We start from the raw sequence: 14,784 nt of genomic DNA, 5'->3' as shown, positions 1-14,784 counted from the left end.
CCGTTGTTCTTCGCTGCGAACGGCCTTTGTATTTTTCTATTCGGGATTTGCCGGACGACCCTGAACCGGCCGGGTGGCGGCCAGCAGGATTCCGGCGATGATCTGCCGGTGAACATTCACTCTCAGGAGCGACATTTTCCGGGTCTCCATGATGCGATTCACGGGGACAGTATGAGCAATATGTAGGGAAAGGTGCTTTCTAACTTTGCATTCGATTTGTTGGGTCTGGACAAATATCCAGGCATATGCGCTATTCCGGGCGCATCATTTCAAAGAAAATCGGAAGCTTCTTTCATGACCAAATTGGACCGAATCGATTTCCGCATGCTGCGCCTGCTGCAGACCGACGGACGCCTGACAAATGCCGAGCTGGCGCAGCGCGTCAGCGTGAGCGCAGCCACCTGTCACCGGCGTTCGCAACGGCTTTTCGAGGAGGGATATATCACGGGAGTCCGCGCGGAAATCTCGCCATCGGCTGTCGGGCTTGGCGCACTGGTAATGGTCGGCGTTGTGCTCGACCGGTCGACTCCCGACAGCTTTGCCGAGTTCGAAGCCGCGATAGTGCGGATGGACGAAGTGCTCGACTGCAATCTGGTTGCAGGAGACTTTGATTATCTGTTGAAGATCCGGGTCCGCGATATGGTGGATTTCAACAAGCTGCACGGGCAGCATCTGATCGCGCTTCCCGGCGTCCGGCAGACGCGCACCTTCTTCGTCATGAAAGAGGTGAAGGAGAATGCGCCCCTGCCATTCTAGAGGCTGGGGCGTACAGCCCGGCTATTTCGGATCGGGATGGCGCTTCAAAGCAAATATTTCCGGCCCCAATTCCGGCCCCAATTCCGGCCATCGCAGCGGTGCAGCGCGCGATGGCCGGGCGGGATCGCGTTCGCTCCCTAAAAGCGCTCGCCGACCAATTCCTCGCTCTTGGCCCAGAGCGCCCTGGCGTTGTCCGGGTCCAGCGCATAGGGTTCATAGCCTTCCAGGATATCCACCGAGACACTCAGCGCCGCGACATGGCAATCCTCGCAATAGCGCCCGCCGATCTCATCGGCGTCGGCCTTGAACCCGGCCCAGACGGACGTTGCCGCGCCCTGGGGGACGGTCTTGAACTTGAATGGCGAACCCTTGGCCTCCGCTTCCTTCAGGCTTTCGACCAGGGCGTTCATGTCCGCTTCGCTCATATAGCGGCCAAGCTCAGTCTGGATGCCGCCGGGATGCACCGCTGCAGCGCGCACGCCACGGCCGCGATGCCGCCTGTCAAACTCGACCGCGAACAGGATGTTGGCGGTCTTTGAACGGCCATAGGCCCCAAAAGGCGTATATTCCGTGCTGTCGAAATTCGGATCGTCTAGATTGACGTCGGAATAGCAGTGCCCGGCGGACGAGAGATTCACCAGACGCCCGCCATCCTTGATGAGACCGGCGATGCGGTTCACCAGAACGAAGTGGCCAAGATGGTTGACGCCGAACTGCATTTCAAAACCGTCGGCGGTTTCGCGCTTCTCCGGCATCGCCATGACGCCGGCATTGGCGATGATGGCATCGAAGCGGTCCCCCTTCGCATTCAGCGCGTCGGTGCAGGCGCGCACGCTGGCGAGCGAGGACAGGTCGCATTCCACAAATTCCAGCGTTCCGGGACCCTCGATCCCGGCAGTGGCGCGACGCGCCTTGTCCAGATCGCGGACGCTGCCCACGACATTGGCGCCATGGGCGACGAGGGTGCGCGCCGTTTCCACGCCAAGACCGGCGGAAACGCCGGTTACCAGAACGCGCTTGCCGGAAAGATCAATGCCCTCCAGCACCTCGTCGGTCGTCGAGTCCGGGCCAAAGCCTGTAAAAATGTCAGTCATGAACGCCTCCTTCAAACTTTCTCCCAGATAGGCTTTTCACGCGCATTCGGAGCGCCCGATGCTGCCCGATCCTTGCCTGATCCTCTCAATCGCTGTTTCTGCACGCTTGCCTTTGCGTCGTCTCGCGCCGATCTAAATGCCCATGCAGATGATTCTGGAGGAGATGCGGGCGCTGGTCGCGCGTCATGCGGGGAAGCCGGCGCCGCCGCGCCTGCCGCTGAGCGTGGGGCAGGCGTTCGAGCCGACGCCGCTGACTCACGGCCTCTACAAGCCGATGCTCTATTTCGTGCTTCAGGGCGCCAAGCGGGTGATCATTGGCGGCCGGACGCTGGAGTATCGCGCCGGAGAATTGCTCGTCGCCTCCATCGATCTGCCGGTGATCGGCCAGGTGATAGAAGCCAGCCCGGAGAAGCCGCTGATGATCGTGGCGCTGGCGCTCGATCCGGCATCGATTGCGGCGCTGCTGATCGATATGCCGAATAGCGGAGAAAGCGCCGCCGAAGCCGGGATCAGCATCAGCCCGATTACCCCCGGACTGATCGATCCCCTGCTGCGCATCGCGCGCCTTCTGGATGCGCCGGAGGATGTGCCAGTCATGGCGCCGATGCTTGAGCGCGAGATACTTTACCGCGTCCTGCAGGGGCCGCAGGGACCGATATTGCGCCAGATCGCGCAATCGGACAGCCGCCTGTCGCGCATAAGGCGCGCGATCGACTGGATCGGGCAGAATTACGCCGACTCCCTCAAGATCGATCATCTGGCCAGTCTGGCCGGGATGAGCGCATCGTCCTTTCACCGGCATTTCAAGGCGGTGACGGCGATGAGTCCCCTCGCCTATCAAAAGAGCATCCGCCTGCAGGAAGCGCGCCGCCGCCTGATCATGGCCCCTGCAGAGGCGGCGCGGGTGGCCTATGCCGTTGGCTATGAAAGCCCGTCCCAGTTCAGCCGGGAATATACCCGCCTGTTCGGCCTCCCTCCCCTGCGCGACGCCGCGCGGCTGTTGCATGGCGGCGGACTCGCGGAAGCGTGAGGGATCGTTCGGCCGGGCTGGCGAAGGCTATTCCGGAGAGTATCCGCCCAACCCGGCCGTGAGGCGCAATACCGCATGAATGGCGATATCAGAACTGGTCGAGATCCCGGCCGGCGACCACGGGTCCGTTATAATATTTCCGCACGCCGGCAAGGAATGGCGCCGCTGCGCCTTCGCGATCCAGAGCGAACGCCATATGGTTGAGCACGACCATTTTGACTTTTGCGGCCGCCGCCAGCTTGCCGACCTCCTCCGGGATAAGATGTTCCCGGGTGTGGTGCGCGACGATCCCTTCCAGATCGCGGCCCGTCCTGCCCTGAGCCTTGGCCACCTCAACTGCGTGGTCGAGATCGATGATCTCGCTGACCAGAATGTCCGCGCCTTCCGCAAGCCTGACCACGGCGGGCGAAGGGCCGGTGTCGCCCGTGAACACGATGACGCGATCCTTCGTTTCGAACCTGTAGGCGTAGGCGCGCACCTTGCCATAGGGCTGATCGGGCACGGGCACGGCGTCGAAATGGCTGTTGGCGACGGCTGTCACCGTCACATCGCCATCCTTGTAGACGATAGTCGGCTTGTCCGCCTCGACCGGTTTGGCGACGGCGGTCCTCATCCAGTCGGGCGCGCCCGGCGTGATCGCTTCATAGAGCGTTTTCGACGTCCGGTTCGCGTTCAGCGCATCCGCCACGATCGCCTGAGTGCCGGCGGGGCCGATCACCTCGATCGGCTTGCCGGTCGGCATCGTCCAGGCGAAGGCGAAAAGCGAACCAAGCCCCGCCGTATGGTCGAAATGCAGGTGGGTCAGGAACACCTTTTCGATCTCGCTGGCCTGAACGCCCGCTTCCTGAAGGCGGCGCACCGTCCCCTCCCCGGCATCGATCAGGAAATGCCGTCCATTGACCGTCAACATCGACGAGGGCTGCGACCGGTATGTGCGGATGATCGGGCCGCCCGCGGTGCCCAAAAGGGTCAATGTCGTCGCCTGTGGCGCACCTCCGCCGGTTTCGGCGGCGGGCGCGGCGGCCCATGCGCCAGCGCCGAGCGTGAGCGGCAACATAAGTATCGAAAATTTACGCCAGAACGGCATGTGCGCCTCCAGAGAAAAAGCGGCCCTCCATGAGAGGAGGTGGGAGGGCCGAAGCTGAGATCAGTATTTGACGTTCAATTGCAGGCCGAACGACCGGGGCGGATCGGCCATTGCCTGGATCGATCCGGGAGAACTGGGCACGAACTGGCGGTAGGACGCCGTCAGCTTGTCGGTCAGGTTCCGGCCGACGATCGCGAGTTGCCACAGCTTGTCCTGACGTCCGAACGCCAGTCGCGCGTCCCACTTAGCGAAGCCCGGTTGAACCAGCGTTGGATCGGCCGTGGTCTGCTGGAAATAGCGGGACGTGAAGAACAGGCTGTTGTCAAACAGCAGTTCATAGTCGCTGCCGATGTCGCGCCGGTATGTCACGCCGATATTGCCGCTGAACTTGGGCGCGAAGGCGCGCCGCTTGCCGGAAAGGTCCTGCTTGCAGTTCACCGGCGTATTCAGGGTCTGGAGTGGCGTGCACGGCGCGCCGGGATATCTGTCATAGCGGGAGTCGAGATAGGCGAGATCGGCGTTGAAGCTCAGTTCGTCCGTCGCCCGCAGCGAGAAGCCGACCTCGATCCCCTTGGAGATCGACGCCGCGACATTGCCGGTGACCTGGCCGGGCGATCCCGAAGGCCGGTCGACGGTCGTGGTTTCCTGCATATCGTCATATTTGCTGTAGAAGCCCGCGATGTTCAGCGTCAGCCGGTTGTTGAAAAGCTGCGACTTCAGGCCGATTTCATAGGCGTCCACCGTCTCAGGGTCGAACAGGCTCCGCTCGCTCTCGCCAATGGCAAAGCCGCCGGACTTGAAGCCTTTGACATAAGAGGCGTAGGCCATCGCCCTGGACGTTAGTTCATACTGGACGTTGACCGACGGCATCAGCTTGCTGTCCGACCGGTGCGAGGGGCTGTAATCAAGGAAATTGGCCCCGGTGATCGCGCCGATCTGCATCTGCGTAGCGATAGGCAAAACGGTGAAACTGTCGGCCGTGGGGATGTAATTATTCGCCGTCGTCCCCGTTCCATAGGTGACGGAGCGATGGTCATGCTTGTCGACGACGCTGTAGCGCAGGCCGCCGCTGATGCGCAGGCGGTCGACCGGGCGGACGGTGATCGACCCGAAAGCCGACATATTGTCGGTCTTTTCATTGGCCCGCAGCAAGGACACGATCGGCGTCGCCGCATTGGTGACGGGTGCGCCGAAATTACCGAACGGCGCGGAATACAGGCCCGCATAACCGTCGATATCGAGGTCGCCGTGCATATAATAGAGGCCGGCCATGTAGGTGATCGGGCCGTCATGCTCCGACTGGAACCGCAGTTCCTGCGAGAATTGCTTGTAGTTCTCAAAATAGCTGCTGACGATGCCATAGTCAGCGCCAATGGGGCTGCCGCCCTGCTTGCCCGGCACGGGGATCACCGCGTTCACGAGATGATAGTCCATGTCGAGATAGCTGGTGATAGACCGCAGGCTGTGGTCGCCGAAGCTGAGCTTGTTGGTCCAGACCGCCTCCGTCTGATTGAGGTCGAGCAAGGACGGGCTGTTGGCGAAGCGGCGGTCGAACTTCGTATCGGCGGCGGCCCCCTGATTTGCCAGATAGCGGGCGCATGCGCCTGCCGTCGTGAAAGGCGCGGGCGCAGGGCAGTCGGTGATTTCCGCTCCCCAGGTTTCGTCATCGCGCATACGCACATGGTCGATGCGGAAATTGCTCTCCAGGCTTTCGCTGGGATTCCAGGCGAAGGAGAAGCGGCCGATCCTGTCATTCAGGTGCGGGCCGTCATTGCCGCTATAGGTATTCTTGAGATAGCCATCCATGCCCGACTGGCGGCCGGAAATGCGAACGCTGAGCGTTTCCGTGAGCGGCACGGAAATGCCCGCTTCAACCGCATATTCGCCGAAGGCCGGCGCGTAGAAGGCCGTTCCGTTGAACTCCAGCTTGTCGCCGGGCTTGCGCGTGGTGATGTTGAGCGCGCCGGCAATGGCGTTGTTGCCGAAATAGGTGGTCTGCGGCCCTTTCAGCACTTCGACGCGATCAATGTCGAACATGGCCGCGCGGCTGGCGCGCGATCGTGACCGATAAGCGCCATCGACGAAGGTGGCGACCGATTGTTCAAAGCCATAGTTGAGCGATGAGCCGACGCCCCGGACATTGATGAAGTCCGCCGTCGGCGCGGACGATATGCGCACATTGGGCAGGCGCGCGGAAAGATCCTGCAGATTGTTGATGTTCTTTTCCTGCAGAAGCGATCCCTGGGTCACACTGACAGAGATGGGAACATCCTGAAGCCGCTCGGCGCGCCCTTGCGCGGTGACGATGATGTCATCGGCCACCGGCTCCTCCGGCGGCGCTGGATTGAAGGAAGCCGGCGCTAAGGGCGCGGCCGGTTCCGGGCTGGGTTGAAATCGGGTCGGCTGCAGCAGACTGCGCGATTGGACTCTGGGCGCGATCACATATCCGCCGTCAGTCATCGGCCGGATTTCCAGAGCGGAATCACCAATTAGATACCGCAAAGCGGTCGCTGGATCTTCATATCCCGAAATCGCGTTGCTGCGCTGGCCGCGCAGTTGGGACGCCTGAAAAACCACCTGCCGGTTTGTCTGCACGGCAAATTCACGAAGCGCCTGCCCCATTTCCATCGCTGGTATGGTGATCCGGCCTTGTTGCGCATATGCTGATGGCGCGCTGGCGCAAAGGCCGATGACCAGCGCCAACGCGCTGCTTCCCTCTCTTAGCATTATCCGTCTCCCGCTTTGGTTTCATGGGAAAGACCGGAGCGCGGTGAAAACCCTCAAAGATTATTTTTGGGGGGATGCATTTTTTTCGTCAGGATGACTCGTCCGTAGGGGCGGAACTGTGCGTCGATGTCGAAGAGCTGCTGGAGCGCTTCGGCTACCGCAACGGGCTTTCCTATACGGAACGCGCCGTCGACACGCAGGTCTTTCAGGGAGGGGTCGGCCAGCTCGATTATATTTTTCCCGGCATAGCGGTTGAGTTGCTGAACCAATGCGCCAAGCCGCTCATTATCGGCGATCAACAGCCCCACCTGCCAGGCCGTCGCATTCGTGGCGTTCACCCGGTCGCGCACCATCGCGCCGTCGTCAAGTGGGCCGGAAAGACGTTCGCCGGGCCGCATGACCAGATTATCCCGCCGCAGAAAACGGCAAAGCGATACCAGCGAATTGATGCATGGCGGGTCTATGGCGACATCAACCCGGCCGGATAGCAATGTGACGGAAAGAGTCTCATCCGGTCTGCTGACCACGAAATCGGTGCCCTTTGCGACCACCACCCGGCGGTTCGCTAACACTTCGAACGGACGTTCCGGATCATGAGCCACCTTGAACCGCGCCTGCCCGGCCAGAAGATCGATATGGCGCACCCCGCTGGCATAGTTCACCTGGACAACGGTTCGCCGGTCGAGGACGATTTCCGAATTGTCCGCCAGTCGAACGGTTCTGACGCCATCCTGGAAGTTCGCATATTCAACCGGCGCGGGCGCGCTACGAAAAGCCAGACTGCCCGTTACGGCCAATAACAGGGCGCCGAGACCCGCGAGCTTGTATCCAGTAACAAGCCTGTTCCTGCGGCGAAGGCCAATCGTTGCCTCATGGGCCGCCGCCGACAGCTCCGATCTGTCCTCCTGGCCATCAATGGCCGCCAGCGACCGAACAATGTCATTGAAAGCTGAGGCATGGTCTGGATCGCGCTGCAGCCATGCATGAAAGCGGCGCTCAAGCTGCGGATCGTGTCCCGCCTGATCGAGTTCGAAATACCAGCGCGCAGCGGCTTCCAACTGACGGGTTTCTGCGTCGCTCATGAAGATCGCATCGCCCGCGCAAGATGCACCATCGCCTTGACGATGATCTTTTCCACGCTGCTCACCGAGAGGCCGATCTTTTTCGCAATCTCGCGCTGCCGCATGCGGTCGAGCCGGTACAGGAGGATCACTGTGCGGGTCCGTTCGTCCAGTCCATCCAGCGCCGCGCGAAGGGTCATCAAAGCCTCCCTCGCCAGGACTATACGCTCGGCATCGATCCTGTCGATCAGCCACTCGTGATTTTCGTGGCAATGATCCTCGAACGGCTTGTCATCGAAAATCGCTGACCGGCGCCGGAAATCATTCAGGACGTTGGTAGCGATCCGATAGACATAGCCTTCGAAATTATCGATCGCATTGTCCTTCCGCCTGCTGAGCAGGCGAAGAAACACATCCTGCGTTAAATCGTCCGCATCGGTAGGAGACACGGATCGCCGCAAGAAATAACCCCGTAAAGGGCGCCGGAAATGGTGGTCGATGTCATCAAAGCAGCTTGGCTGGAACAGGTCCACGCCAAGAACGGACGTTCCATCACGGGCATCAATCTCCAATGGACGGCGCCCGGTCAATATCTTGTTCTCTCCATGCGCCAATGCGCTTCCCCTTTGCGCCGGCCGATTTATTCAGCTCTGCGGCGCGAAATCGCAATTGAGCATATGCTCACAGGATATCTTGTAAACCCCGAAGTCGTTGTACCTATGCAACACTTTTGGGACCCTTTTGGTCCTCCAGACGGCGTTCAGGGTCGCGGGAAGCATTCGCCGAACGCCGATATTCTGTAGTTCTCAGCCGCCTGCCCATCGCGCCGCGCCAATGGTTCCTGACCCTGTCGGCGGCCTATTGAGATTGGGCCGCAGCCATTTGATTGGCTGCGGCCAGATAGGCATGGCATGCTTGCGGCAACTCGCGGCGCAGGCGCGTGAAATTGTCTTCGGACGCCTCGGCCTCCATGACCACGCGCACCGAGCCTCCGAGCAATGCCGCAAGCATGAATGCCACGGAGGCCCGGTCGGCAAAGTGCGCGCCGGGCGCATTGGCGAGCAGGGCGTCGATCATTTGCGCCATGCACGAGGCTGCCCTGCTCATCAGTTCCGACAGGTCAAATTCGGCGGCGATGCCATAGATTGCGCGTGAGGCGACCCTGTCCGCCATTTTGGCGTCGAGCCATGCCGTAGCCAGCCCTGCCGCGATCGTCTGCAGGTCGCATCCCATGAGGCGCTCCGCCGCGGCCTGCATCGCGCTCTCGATCAGGTCGAACTGACGTTCCACCAGGGCGAACAACAGCGCCTGCTTGTGCGGATAATATTGGTACATGGTGCCAACCGACACGCCCGCCCGTTCGGCCACCCGCGTCGTTGTGAGACGCCCCACTCCACCTGCCAGCAAAACCTGAATGGTGGCGATATGTATCGCCTCGATTGTCGCGGCGGAGCGCGCCTGTTGCGGCGCTTTCCGGGGCTTGAGGAGCGAAGGCGCGGGGCGATTCATATGCGAATTCCGAAACTGAAGGATCGTTCATATCTTGGCGGCTCACTCATTCCCCCGCAAGGAGTCATGCGATGAATAGCGTCCTCATTACCGGCTGTTCGACCGGTTTCGGCCGGGAAACGGCCCTCTATTTCCTCGAAAAAGGCTGGAGCGTCATCGCAACGATGCGCAACCCCGCCGCAAGCACCCTCCCCGCCTCGGACAGATTACGGCTATTGCCGCTGGACGTCACCGATCCCGACAGCATAGCCGCGGCCGTCGCGGAGGCTGGCGCTATCGACATATTGGTCAACAATGCCGGCATAGGCTGGCTCAACGCCGTCGAGGGCACGCCGATGGAAACGGTGCGCGAGATATTCGAAGCCAATCTGTTCGGCGCAATGGCCATGATGCAGGCGGTCCTGCCAGGCATGCGCGCGCGGCGTTCCGGCACGATCATTAATGTCAGTTCCAGCTCGACCTACAAGCCCTTGCCGCTGCTTTCCGTATATCGCGCGAGCAAGGCGGCGATGACGGCGCTGACCGAATCCGCCGCGCTGGAACTTGCGGAATTCGGCATCCGGGCGCGGGTCGTCCTGCCCGGCATGGCCCCTTCGACCGCCTTCGCCGCCACGGCGCAGGGGCATATCATGGAGGCGGGAGGATTCCCGGAGCCTTATGCCGATTTTGCGCAGAGGACGCTGGCCATGATGCAGAGCGCAGGAAATGGCGTCGTCACCACGTCGCGGGACGTTGCAGAGGCGATCTTCCGGGCGGCAACCGATCCGGACTGTCCGGCGGTATTGCCGGCAGGCGCCGACGCCATCGCCTGGTCAAAGGGCGAATAGGACGCCGCGACCGGGAGCGGTATCGGCGACCACGCATGCCGCTTCTGGCCCAAAGGCTGAATCCCCGCGCGCCTCCCGCCTGCGCATGCATCACAATACATGGCCGATAACCGCTGCGTCCTGGTTCAGGTAGGTGGCGGAGAGGCAGGGATTCGAACCCTGGGTACCCTCGCGGGCACGCCGCATTTCGAGTGCGGTGCATTCGACCACTCTGCCACCTCTCCGCGAGGGGTCTGTCCGTCGGAAGATGCCTTCCGATTGGGGGCTACCCAAGTCGAGGGGCGGGCATTAGCGAATGAAATTGGCTTTGCCAAGCGGGGCTTTCGGCATTTTTCTTGCGCCTGCGTAATGCATCCCTACATTAACGTCATGTCCAGCACGAATCCTCCCGCCTTCGGCGCCAATATCGCGCGCAATGCTCCCTTCATCTCCCATGCGCGCTTCAGCATCGGCGATGTGGTGAAGCACCGGATGTTCGGTTTTCGCGGCGTCATCTTCGATATCGATCCCGTATTCGCCAATACAGAGGAATGGTATGAGGCGATCCCGGAGGAGATGCGGCCGGACAGGGACCAGCCCTTCTACCACCTGCTCGCCGAAAATGGCGAGGCGAGCTATGTCGCCTATGTCAGCCAGCAGAATCTGGTCAGCGACGACAGCGATGAGCCTGTCGATCATCCGGCGATCGGCGGCATCTTCGGCGCCTATGCGGATGGCAAATATCGCCTGAGGCCGCTCCACCGGCATTGATGGCCGGCGGCGGCCCGTCCCGCCGCAGGTTCACTGCAGATTCACTGGGCCGCAGGCTCAGGCCTTGAGCTTCCAGCCCCGGCGCAGCAGCCCGTAGGTCGCGCATCCCACCACGATGTTCAGCGTCAGGATGACGGCGCTGCCCACCATGACATTGGTGTCGGCGGCCGACACGAAGCCATAGCGGAAACCCGAAATGATGTAGAAGAACGGGTTAGCGTGGCTGATCGCCTGAAACAGTGGCGGCAGGCGGTCGATCGAATAGAAGGTGCCCGACAGGAGGGCGAAGGGGCCGATGACGAAATTGGTCACGGCGGCGGCATGGTCAAACTTCTCCGCCCAGATCGAGGTCAGCACGCCAAGGAAGGCGATAAAGGAGCAGCCAAGCAGGCCGAACCACAAAATCGCCCAGAAATGCACCGGCGTCACATGCACGCTTGGCCAGAGCGCCATCGCGAGCCAGAGGGCGAAGCCGACCATGACCGCGCGCGTGACCGACGAGGCGACAAGCGCGAACAGCATCTCACCCACCGAAATCGGCGGCATCAGATAGTCCACCAATGTCCCTTGGATCTTGCCGACGAGCAGGGAGAAGCTGGAATTGGCGAAGCAGGCGTTGATCATGCCCATGATGATCAGGCCAGGGGCGATGAAGTCGGCGAAATGGACCTGCTGCCCTTTCAGGCTCAGCATCCGCCCCTCCCCGCCCAGCGCGAGCAGGAAGATGATCAGGAACAGCAATGTGGTCAGCGCGGGCGCCCAGACGGTCTGAAGCTGCACCTTCATGAAGCGGCGCACCTCCTTGCGGTAGAGCGCGCGCATGCCCGGCCAGTTGATATTCTTGATGACGGGAACGCCCGGTTCGTGCCGGATCATCGTTTCCGCCGCGCCGGCCGCATTTTTGCTATGGTCGTTCATTGCTGGATCGACTATCGGGTGCGGCCAGATGCGGCAAGTGCGAATTGGCCGTCCACGCCGCATCCTGCATCTTTTGACGAATTGAAGGATGGTGGTTGGCACACCATATGACCTTCACCCTGTTAATCACCGAATTTTAGGAGCCTGCCTTGTCCTGGACCGACGAACGGATCGACCAGCTTAGAACGATGTGGGAAAAGGGCATGACTGCCAGCCAGATCGCGGACGAGCTGGGTGGCGTCAGCCGCAACGCCGTGATCGGAAAGGCGCATCGCCTGGGCCTGCAGTCGCGCCCGTCGCCGGTGAAGGCGACCGAGACGCCGCGCAAGAAGGCGGCCGCCCCGGTGAAAAAGCCCGCGCCGCCGCCAAGGCAGGAACCGGAAGCGCGCCCCGCCGTCCAGTCGGCCGCGCCCGCGCCGCAGCGTCCGGCTGCGGCGGTCAGCGCGGAGCCTGCGGCTCCGGTCGTTCCGCAGCAGCCGCGCATCGTGTCCGTGGGTCCGGGCGGCTTCCTTCGGCAGGGGCCGGGCGATCAGCAGGCGCCGATCCCCCCCGCCCCGCCCCGCCGCCTTGTCCCGGCCAAGCCGAGCGCGGACATTATCGGCAAGACCAGCCTGCTCGACCTGACCGAGAAGATCTGCAAATGGCCGATGGGGCATCCGGGCGAGCCGGACTTCCACTTCTGCGGCGAGAAGGTCAATCCGGGCTTTCCCTATTGCGTCGAGCATTGCGGCCGGGCCTATCAGGCACAGTTGCCGCGCGGCACGCGCCGCCCGCCGCCGCCCCTGCCCTTCGGCGGACCCCGCGTCCGCTGAACGGCGCAACGCATTGAATGGATTGAAGGCCGCCCGCGAGGCGGCCTTTTTTCGTTAACGGCGCATTGCGCCCCATGCCCCCGGCACCCTATAGCCTTTCCATGTCCGACGATCTGTTCGCCAATTCGCCCAAGACCTCGACCGATTATGACGCCTCCTCCATCGAAGTGCTGGAGGGGCTGGAGCCGGTGCGCCGCCGACCAGGCATGTATATCGGCGGCACCGACGAGCGCGCTTTCCATCACCTCGCCTCCGAAGTGCTCGACAACGCCATGGATGAGGCGGTGGCGGGCCATGCGACGCGGATCGACCTGATCCTGGAGCCGGGCAACCGCCTGACCATTATCGACAATGGGCGCGGCATCCCGGTCGATCCCCATCCGAAATTCCCCGACAAGTCAGCGCTGGAAGTCATCCTGACCACGCTGCATTCGGGCGGCAAATTTTCCGACAAGGCCTATGCGACGTCCGGCGGCCTGCACGGCGTGGGCGTCAGCGTGGTCAATGCGCTGTCGGTCGACACGACGATAGAGGTGGCCCGCAACCGGGAGCTTTACCGCCAGTCGTTCAGCCAGGGGCATCCGAAAGGCCCGCTGGAGAAGGTCGGCGCCGCGCCCAATCGCCGGGGCACGTCGGTCAGCTTCGTGCCGGACAGCGAGATTTTCGGCGAGATGAAGTTCAAGCCGGGGCGGCTTCACAAGCTTGCCCGGTCAAAAGCCTATCTGTTCGCCGGGGTCGAGATACGGTGGAAATGTGCGCCGGAGCTGATCACCGACGATACGCCTGCCGAGGCGGTGTTCCAGTTCCCCGGCGGCCTGTCCGACCATCTGAAGGAGCAGATTGGCGAACGGGAATGCGCGACCAGCCAGTTCTTTTCCGGCAGTCAGGACTTCCCCGGCACTGCGGGCCGGGTCGAATGGGCGGTGGCGTGGCCGCTCTGGTCGGACGGCAGCTATAGCTGGTATTGCAACACCATCCCGACGCCCGATGGCGGCACGCATGAGAATGGCCTGCGCGCCGCGCTGACCAAGGGCATTCGCGCCTTTGCCGATCTGGTGGGGCAAAAGAAGGGCAAGGACATTACGGCGGAGGACATCATGACCTCCTCCGAAATCATGCTGTCCGTGTTCATCCGCGATCCGCAGTTTCAGAGCCAGACCAAGGACCGGCTGACCTCCCCGGAGGCCGCGCGGCTGGTCGAGAACGCCGTGCGCGACCATTTCGACCATTTCCTGTCCGACCATATGGACCGGGGCAAGGCGCTGCTCGCCTATGTGCTCGACCGCATGGACGAGCGGCTGAAGCGCAAGCAGGAGAAGGAGGTCAAGCGCAAGACCGCGACTTCCGCCCGCAAGCTGCGCCTGCCCGGCAAGCTGACCGACTGTTCCGCCGACGATCCGGAGGGGACGGAATTGTTCATCGTCGAGGGTGACAGCGCGGGCGGGTCCGCCAAGCAGGCGCGGGACCGCAAGACGCAGGCGATCCTGCCCATCCGCGGCAAGATATTGAACGTCGCTTCGGCCAATAATGCGAAGATCCTGGCCAATCAGGAAATCGCCGACATGATCCTGGCGCTGGGCTGCGGGACGCGCAAGGACTGCAACCCGGACACGCTGCGGTACGAGCGGATCGTCATCATGACGGACGCGGACGTCGACGGCGCGCATATCGCCACGCTGCTCATGACCTTCTTCTTTCAGGAGATGCCGGAGCTGGTGCGGCGGGGGCACCTTTATCTGGCGCAACCGCCGCTCTATCGTCTCGTGTCAGGCGGCAAGAGCCTCTATGCGCGGGACGATGCGCACCGGGCGGAGATCATGACCGGCGAGTTCAAGGGCAAGAAGGTCGATGTCAGCCGCTTCAAGGGCCTGGGCGAGATGAACCCCGGCCAGTTGCGCGAGACGACGATGGACCCAAAGACCCGGGGCATGATCCGCATCACCCTGCCCCCCGATGTCGAGGACAGGGCGGCGGTCCGCGATCTGGTCGACCGGTTGATGGGCAACAACCCGGCGCACCGCTACGCCTTCATTCAGGAGAATGCGGCGGCGGTGGACGAGGAAGCGATCGACGCCTGAACGCTGATCCGGCGGTCTCCGCCGCGCAGCAAATGCGACGGGGAATGCGAGGGTATCCGGGGTTTTAAACAGGCATTTATGCGCGTAGATTCAAGACGTTGGAGGAATCGGCTCGTGCGGGCTATTGCATTTGCA

At 62.2% G+C, this 14,784-nt stretch carries 14 protein-coding genes and 1 tRNA gene; 7 read left to right on the top strand and 8 right to left on the bottom strand.

Annotated features, from left to right (window positions below):
• Positions 1–294 precede the first annotated feature (294 nt).
• On the top strand, positions 295–756 hold the full coding sequence (locus KFK14_RS11990; RefSeq protein WP_212607794.1) for an Lrp/AsnC family transcriptional regulator: 462 nt from the start codon (positions 295–297) through the stop codon (positions 754–756).
• A gap of 137 nt (positions 757–893) precedes the next feature.
• On the opposite strand, the gene KFK14_RS11985 is transcribed toward KFK14_RS11990, so the two are convergent.
• Complete coding sequence (locus tag KFK14_RS11985; RefSeq protein WP_212607793.1) at positions 894–1,850, bottom strand: SDR family NAD(P)-dependent oxidoreductase; 957 nt, start codon at positions 1,848–1,850, stop codon at positions 894–896.
• A 136-nt stretch (positions 1,851–1,986) separates the two neighbouring features.
• On the opposite strand from KFK14_RS11985, the gene KFK14_RS11980 reads away from it, so the two are divergent.
• Positions 1,987–2,880 carry an AraC family transcriptional regulator gene (locus KFK14_RS11980; RefSeq protein WP_246524607.1) on the top strand — a complete coding sequence of 298 codons (894 nt, stop codon included), beginning with the start codon at positions 1,987–1,989 and terminating at the stop codon, positions 2,878–2,880.
• 88 nt (positions 2,881–2,968) lie between these two features.
• On the opposite strand, the gene KFK14_RS11975 is transcribed toward KFK14_RS11980, so the two are convergent.
• Genes KFK14_RS11975 through KFK14_RS11960 form a run of 4 tightly spaced genes read right to left on the bottom strand, consistent with a single transcriptional unit; the run spans position 2,969 to position 8,288 of the window.
• Positions 2,969–3,967, bottom strand: coding sequence for an MBL fold metallo-hydrolase (locus KFK14_RS11975; RefSeq protein WP_212607792.1), 999 nt, complete (start codon positions 3,965–3,967; stop codon positions 2,969–2,971).
• Between the two features lie 60 nt (positions 3,968–4,027).
• Positions 4,028–6,694: a TonB-dependent receptor gene (locus KFK14_RS11970; RefSeq protein WP_212607791.1), complete on the bottom strand. Its 2,667-nt coding sequence runs from the start codon at positions 6,692–6,694 to the stop codon at positions 4,028–4,030.
• Positions 6,695–6,747: 53 nt separating this feature from the next.
• Positions 6,748–7,776, bottom strand: coding sequence for a FecR family protein (locus tag KFK14_RS11965; protein ID WP_212607790.1), 1,029 nt, complete (start codon positions 7,774–7,776; stop codon positions 6,748–6,750).
• Positions 7,773–8,288: an RNA polymerase sigma factor gene (locus KFK14_RS11960; RefSeq protein ID WP_281417188.1), complete on the bottom strand. Its 516-nt coding sequence runs from the start codon at positions 8,286–8,288 to the stop codon at positions 7,773–7,775. The genes KFK14_RS11965 and KFK14_RS11960 overlap by 4 nt, the downstream gene beginning before the upstream one ends.
• Between KFK14_RS11960 and KFK14_RS11955 the strand changes: the two genes are divergently transcribed.
• Complete coding sequence (locus KFK14_RS11955) at positions 8,244–8,558, top strand: hypothetical protein (protein ID WP_212607788.1); 315 nt, start codon at positions 8,244–8,246, stop codon at positions 8,556–8,558. The genes KFK14_RS11960 and KFK14_RS11955 overlap by 45 nt on opposite strands.
• Before the next feature lie 55 nt (positions 8,559–8,613).
• Here KFK14_RS11955 and KFK14_RS11950 read toward each other — a convergent pair whose 3' ends face one another.
• A complete protein-coding gene (locus KFK14_RS11950) occupies positions 8,614–9,264 on the bottom strand; it encodes a TetR/AcrR family transcriptional regulator (RefSeq protein ID WP_212607787.1) in 651 nt (216 codons plus the stop codon).
• A gap of 71 nt (positions 9,265–9,335) precedes the next feature.
• Here KFK14_RS11950 and KFK14_RS11945 point away from each other — a divergent pair, with 71 nt between their 5' ends.
• On the top strand, positions 9,336–10,091 hold the full coding sequence (locus tag KFK14_RS11945; RefSeq protein ID WP_212607786.1) for an SDR family oxidoreductase: 756 nt from the start codon (positions 9,336–9,338) through the stop codon (positions 10,089–10,091).
• Positions 10,092–10,225: 134 nt separating this feature from the next.
• Here the strand turns inward: KFK14_RS11945 and KFK14_RS11940 are convergent.
• A tRNA-Ser gene (locus KFK14_RS11940) sits at positions 10,226–10,315 on the bottom strand.
• A 145-nt stretch (positions 10,316–10,460) separates the two neighbouring features.
• Between KFK14_RS11940 and hspQ the strand changes: the two genes are divergently transcribed.
• Positions 10,461–10,841, top strand: a complete 381-nt coding sequence (gene hspQ / locus KFK14_RS11935; protein WP_070153573.1) for a heat shock protein HspQ — start codon at positions 10,461–10,463, stop codon at positions 10,839–10,841.
• Positions 10,842–10,898: 57 nt separating this feature from the next.
• Here hspQ and KFK14_RS11930 read toward each other — a convergent pair whose 3' ends face one another.
• Entirely contained in the window at positions 10,899–11,759 is an 861-nt protein-coding gene (locus KFK14_RS11930; RefSeq protein ID WP_212607785.1) for an ABC transporter permease, read from the bottom strand.
• 149 nt (positions 11,760–11,908) lie between these two features.
• Here KFK14_RS11930 and KFK14_RS11925 point away from each other — a divergent pair, with 149 nt between their 5' ends.
• Both KFK14_RS11925 and parE read left to right on the top strand, forming a co-directional pair.
• Positions 11,909–12,571: a GcrA family cell cycle regulator gene (locus KFK14_RS11925; RefSeq protein WP_212607784.1), complete on the top strand. Its 663-nt coding sequence runs from the start codon at positions 11,909–11,911 to the stop codon at positions 12,569–12,571.
• Positions 12,572–12,672: 101 nt separating this feature from the next.
• Entirely contained in the window at positions 12,673–14,649 is a 1,977-nt protein-coding gene (gene parE, locus KFK14_RS11920; RefSeq protein ID WP_212611134.1) for a DNA topoisomerase IV subunit B, read from the top strand.
• Positions 14,650–14,784 lie beyond the last annotated feature (135 nt).

The sequence above is a fragment of the Sphingobium phenoxybenzoativorans genome, assembly GCF_018286635.1.
Taxonomy (GTDB): Bacteria; Pseudomonadota; Alphaproteobacteria; order Sphingomonadales; family Sphingomonadaceae; genus Sphingobium; species Sphingobium phenoxybenzoativorans.
This window is presented reverse-complemented; position numbering and strand designations above follow the sequence as displayed.

Bases quoted from the DNA above. Each gene is read 5' to 3' on its own strand.
- KFK14_RS11970 (WP_212607791.1), bottom strand. From the start codon at position 6,694: ATGCTAAGAGAGGGAAGCAGCGCGTTGGCGCTGGTCATCGGCCTTTGC.
- KFK14_RS11950 (WP_212607787.1), bottom strand. From the start codon at position 9,264: ATGAATCGCCCCGCGCCTTCGCTCCTCAAGCCCCGGAAAGCGCCGCAA.
- KFK14_RS11980 (WP_246524607.1), top strand. From the start codon at position 1,987: ATGCCCATGCAGATGATTCTGGAGGAGATGCGGGCGCTGGTCGCGCGT.
- KFK14_RS11985 (WP_212607793.1), bottom strand. From the start codon at position 1,850: ATGACTGACATTTTTACAGGCTTTGGCCCGGACTCGACGACCGACGAG.
- KFK14_RS11930 (WP_212607785.1), bottom strand. From the start codon at position 11,759: ATGAACGACCATAGCAAAAATGCGGCCGGCGCGGCGGAAACGATGATC.
- KFK14_RS11975 (WP_212607792.1), bottom strand. From the start codon at position 3,967: ATGCCGTTCTGGCGTAAATTTTCGATACTTATGTTGCCGCTCACGCTC.
- parE (WP_212611134.1), top strand. From the start codon at position 12,673: ATGTCCGACGATCTGTTCGCCAATTCGCCCAAGACCTCGACCGATTAT.
- KFK14_RS11990 (WP_212607794.1), top strand. From the start codon at position 295: ATGACCAAATTGGACCGAATCGATTTCCGCATGCTGCGCCTGCTGCAG.
- KFK14_RS11965 (WP_212607790.1), bottom strand. From the start codon at position 7,776: ATGAGCGACGCAGAAACCCGTCAGTTGGAAGCCGCTGCGCGCTGGTAT.
- hspQ (WP_070153573.1), top strand. From the start codon at position 10,461: ATGTCCAGCACGAATCCTCCCGCCTTCGGCGCCAATATCGCGCGCAAT.
- KFK14_RS11945 (WP_212607786.1), top strand. From the start codon at position 9,336: ATGAATAGCGTCCTCATTACCGGCTGTTCGACCGGTTTCGGCCGGGAA.
- KFK14_RS11955 (WP_212607788.1), top strand. From the start codon at position 8,244: ATGGTGGTCGATGTCATCAAAGCAGCTTGGCTGGAACAGGTCCACGCC.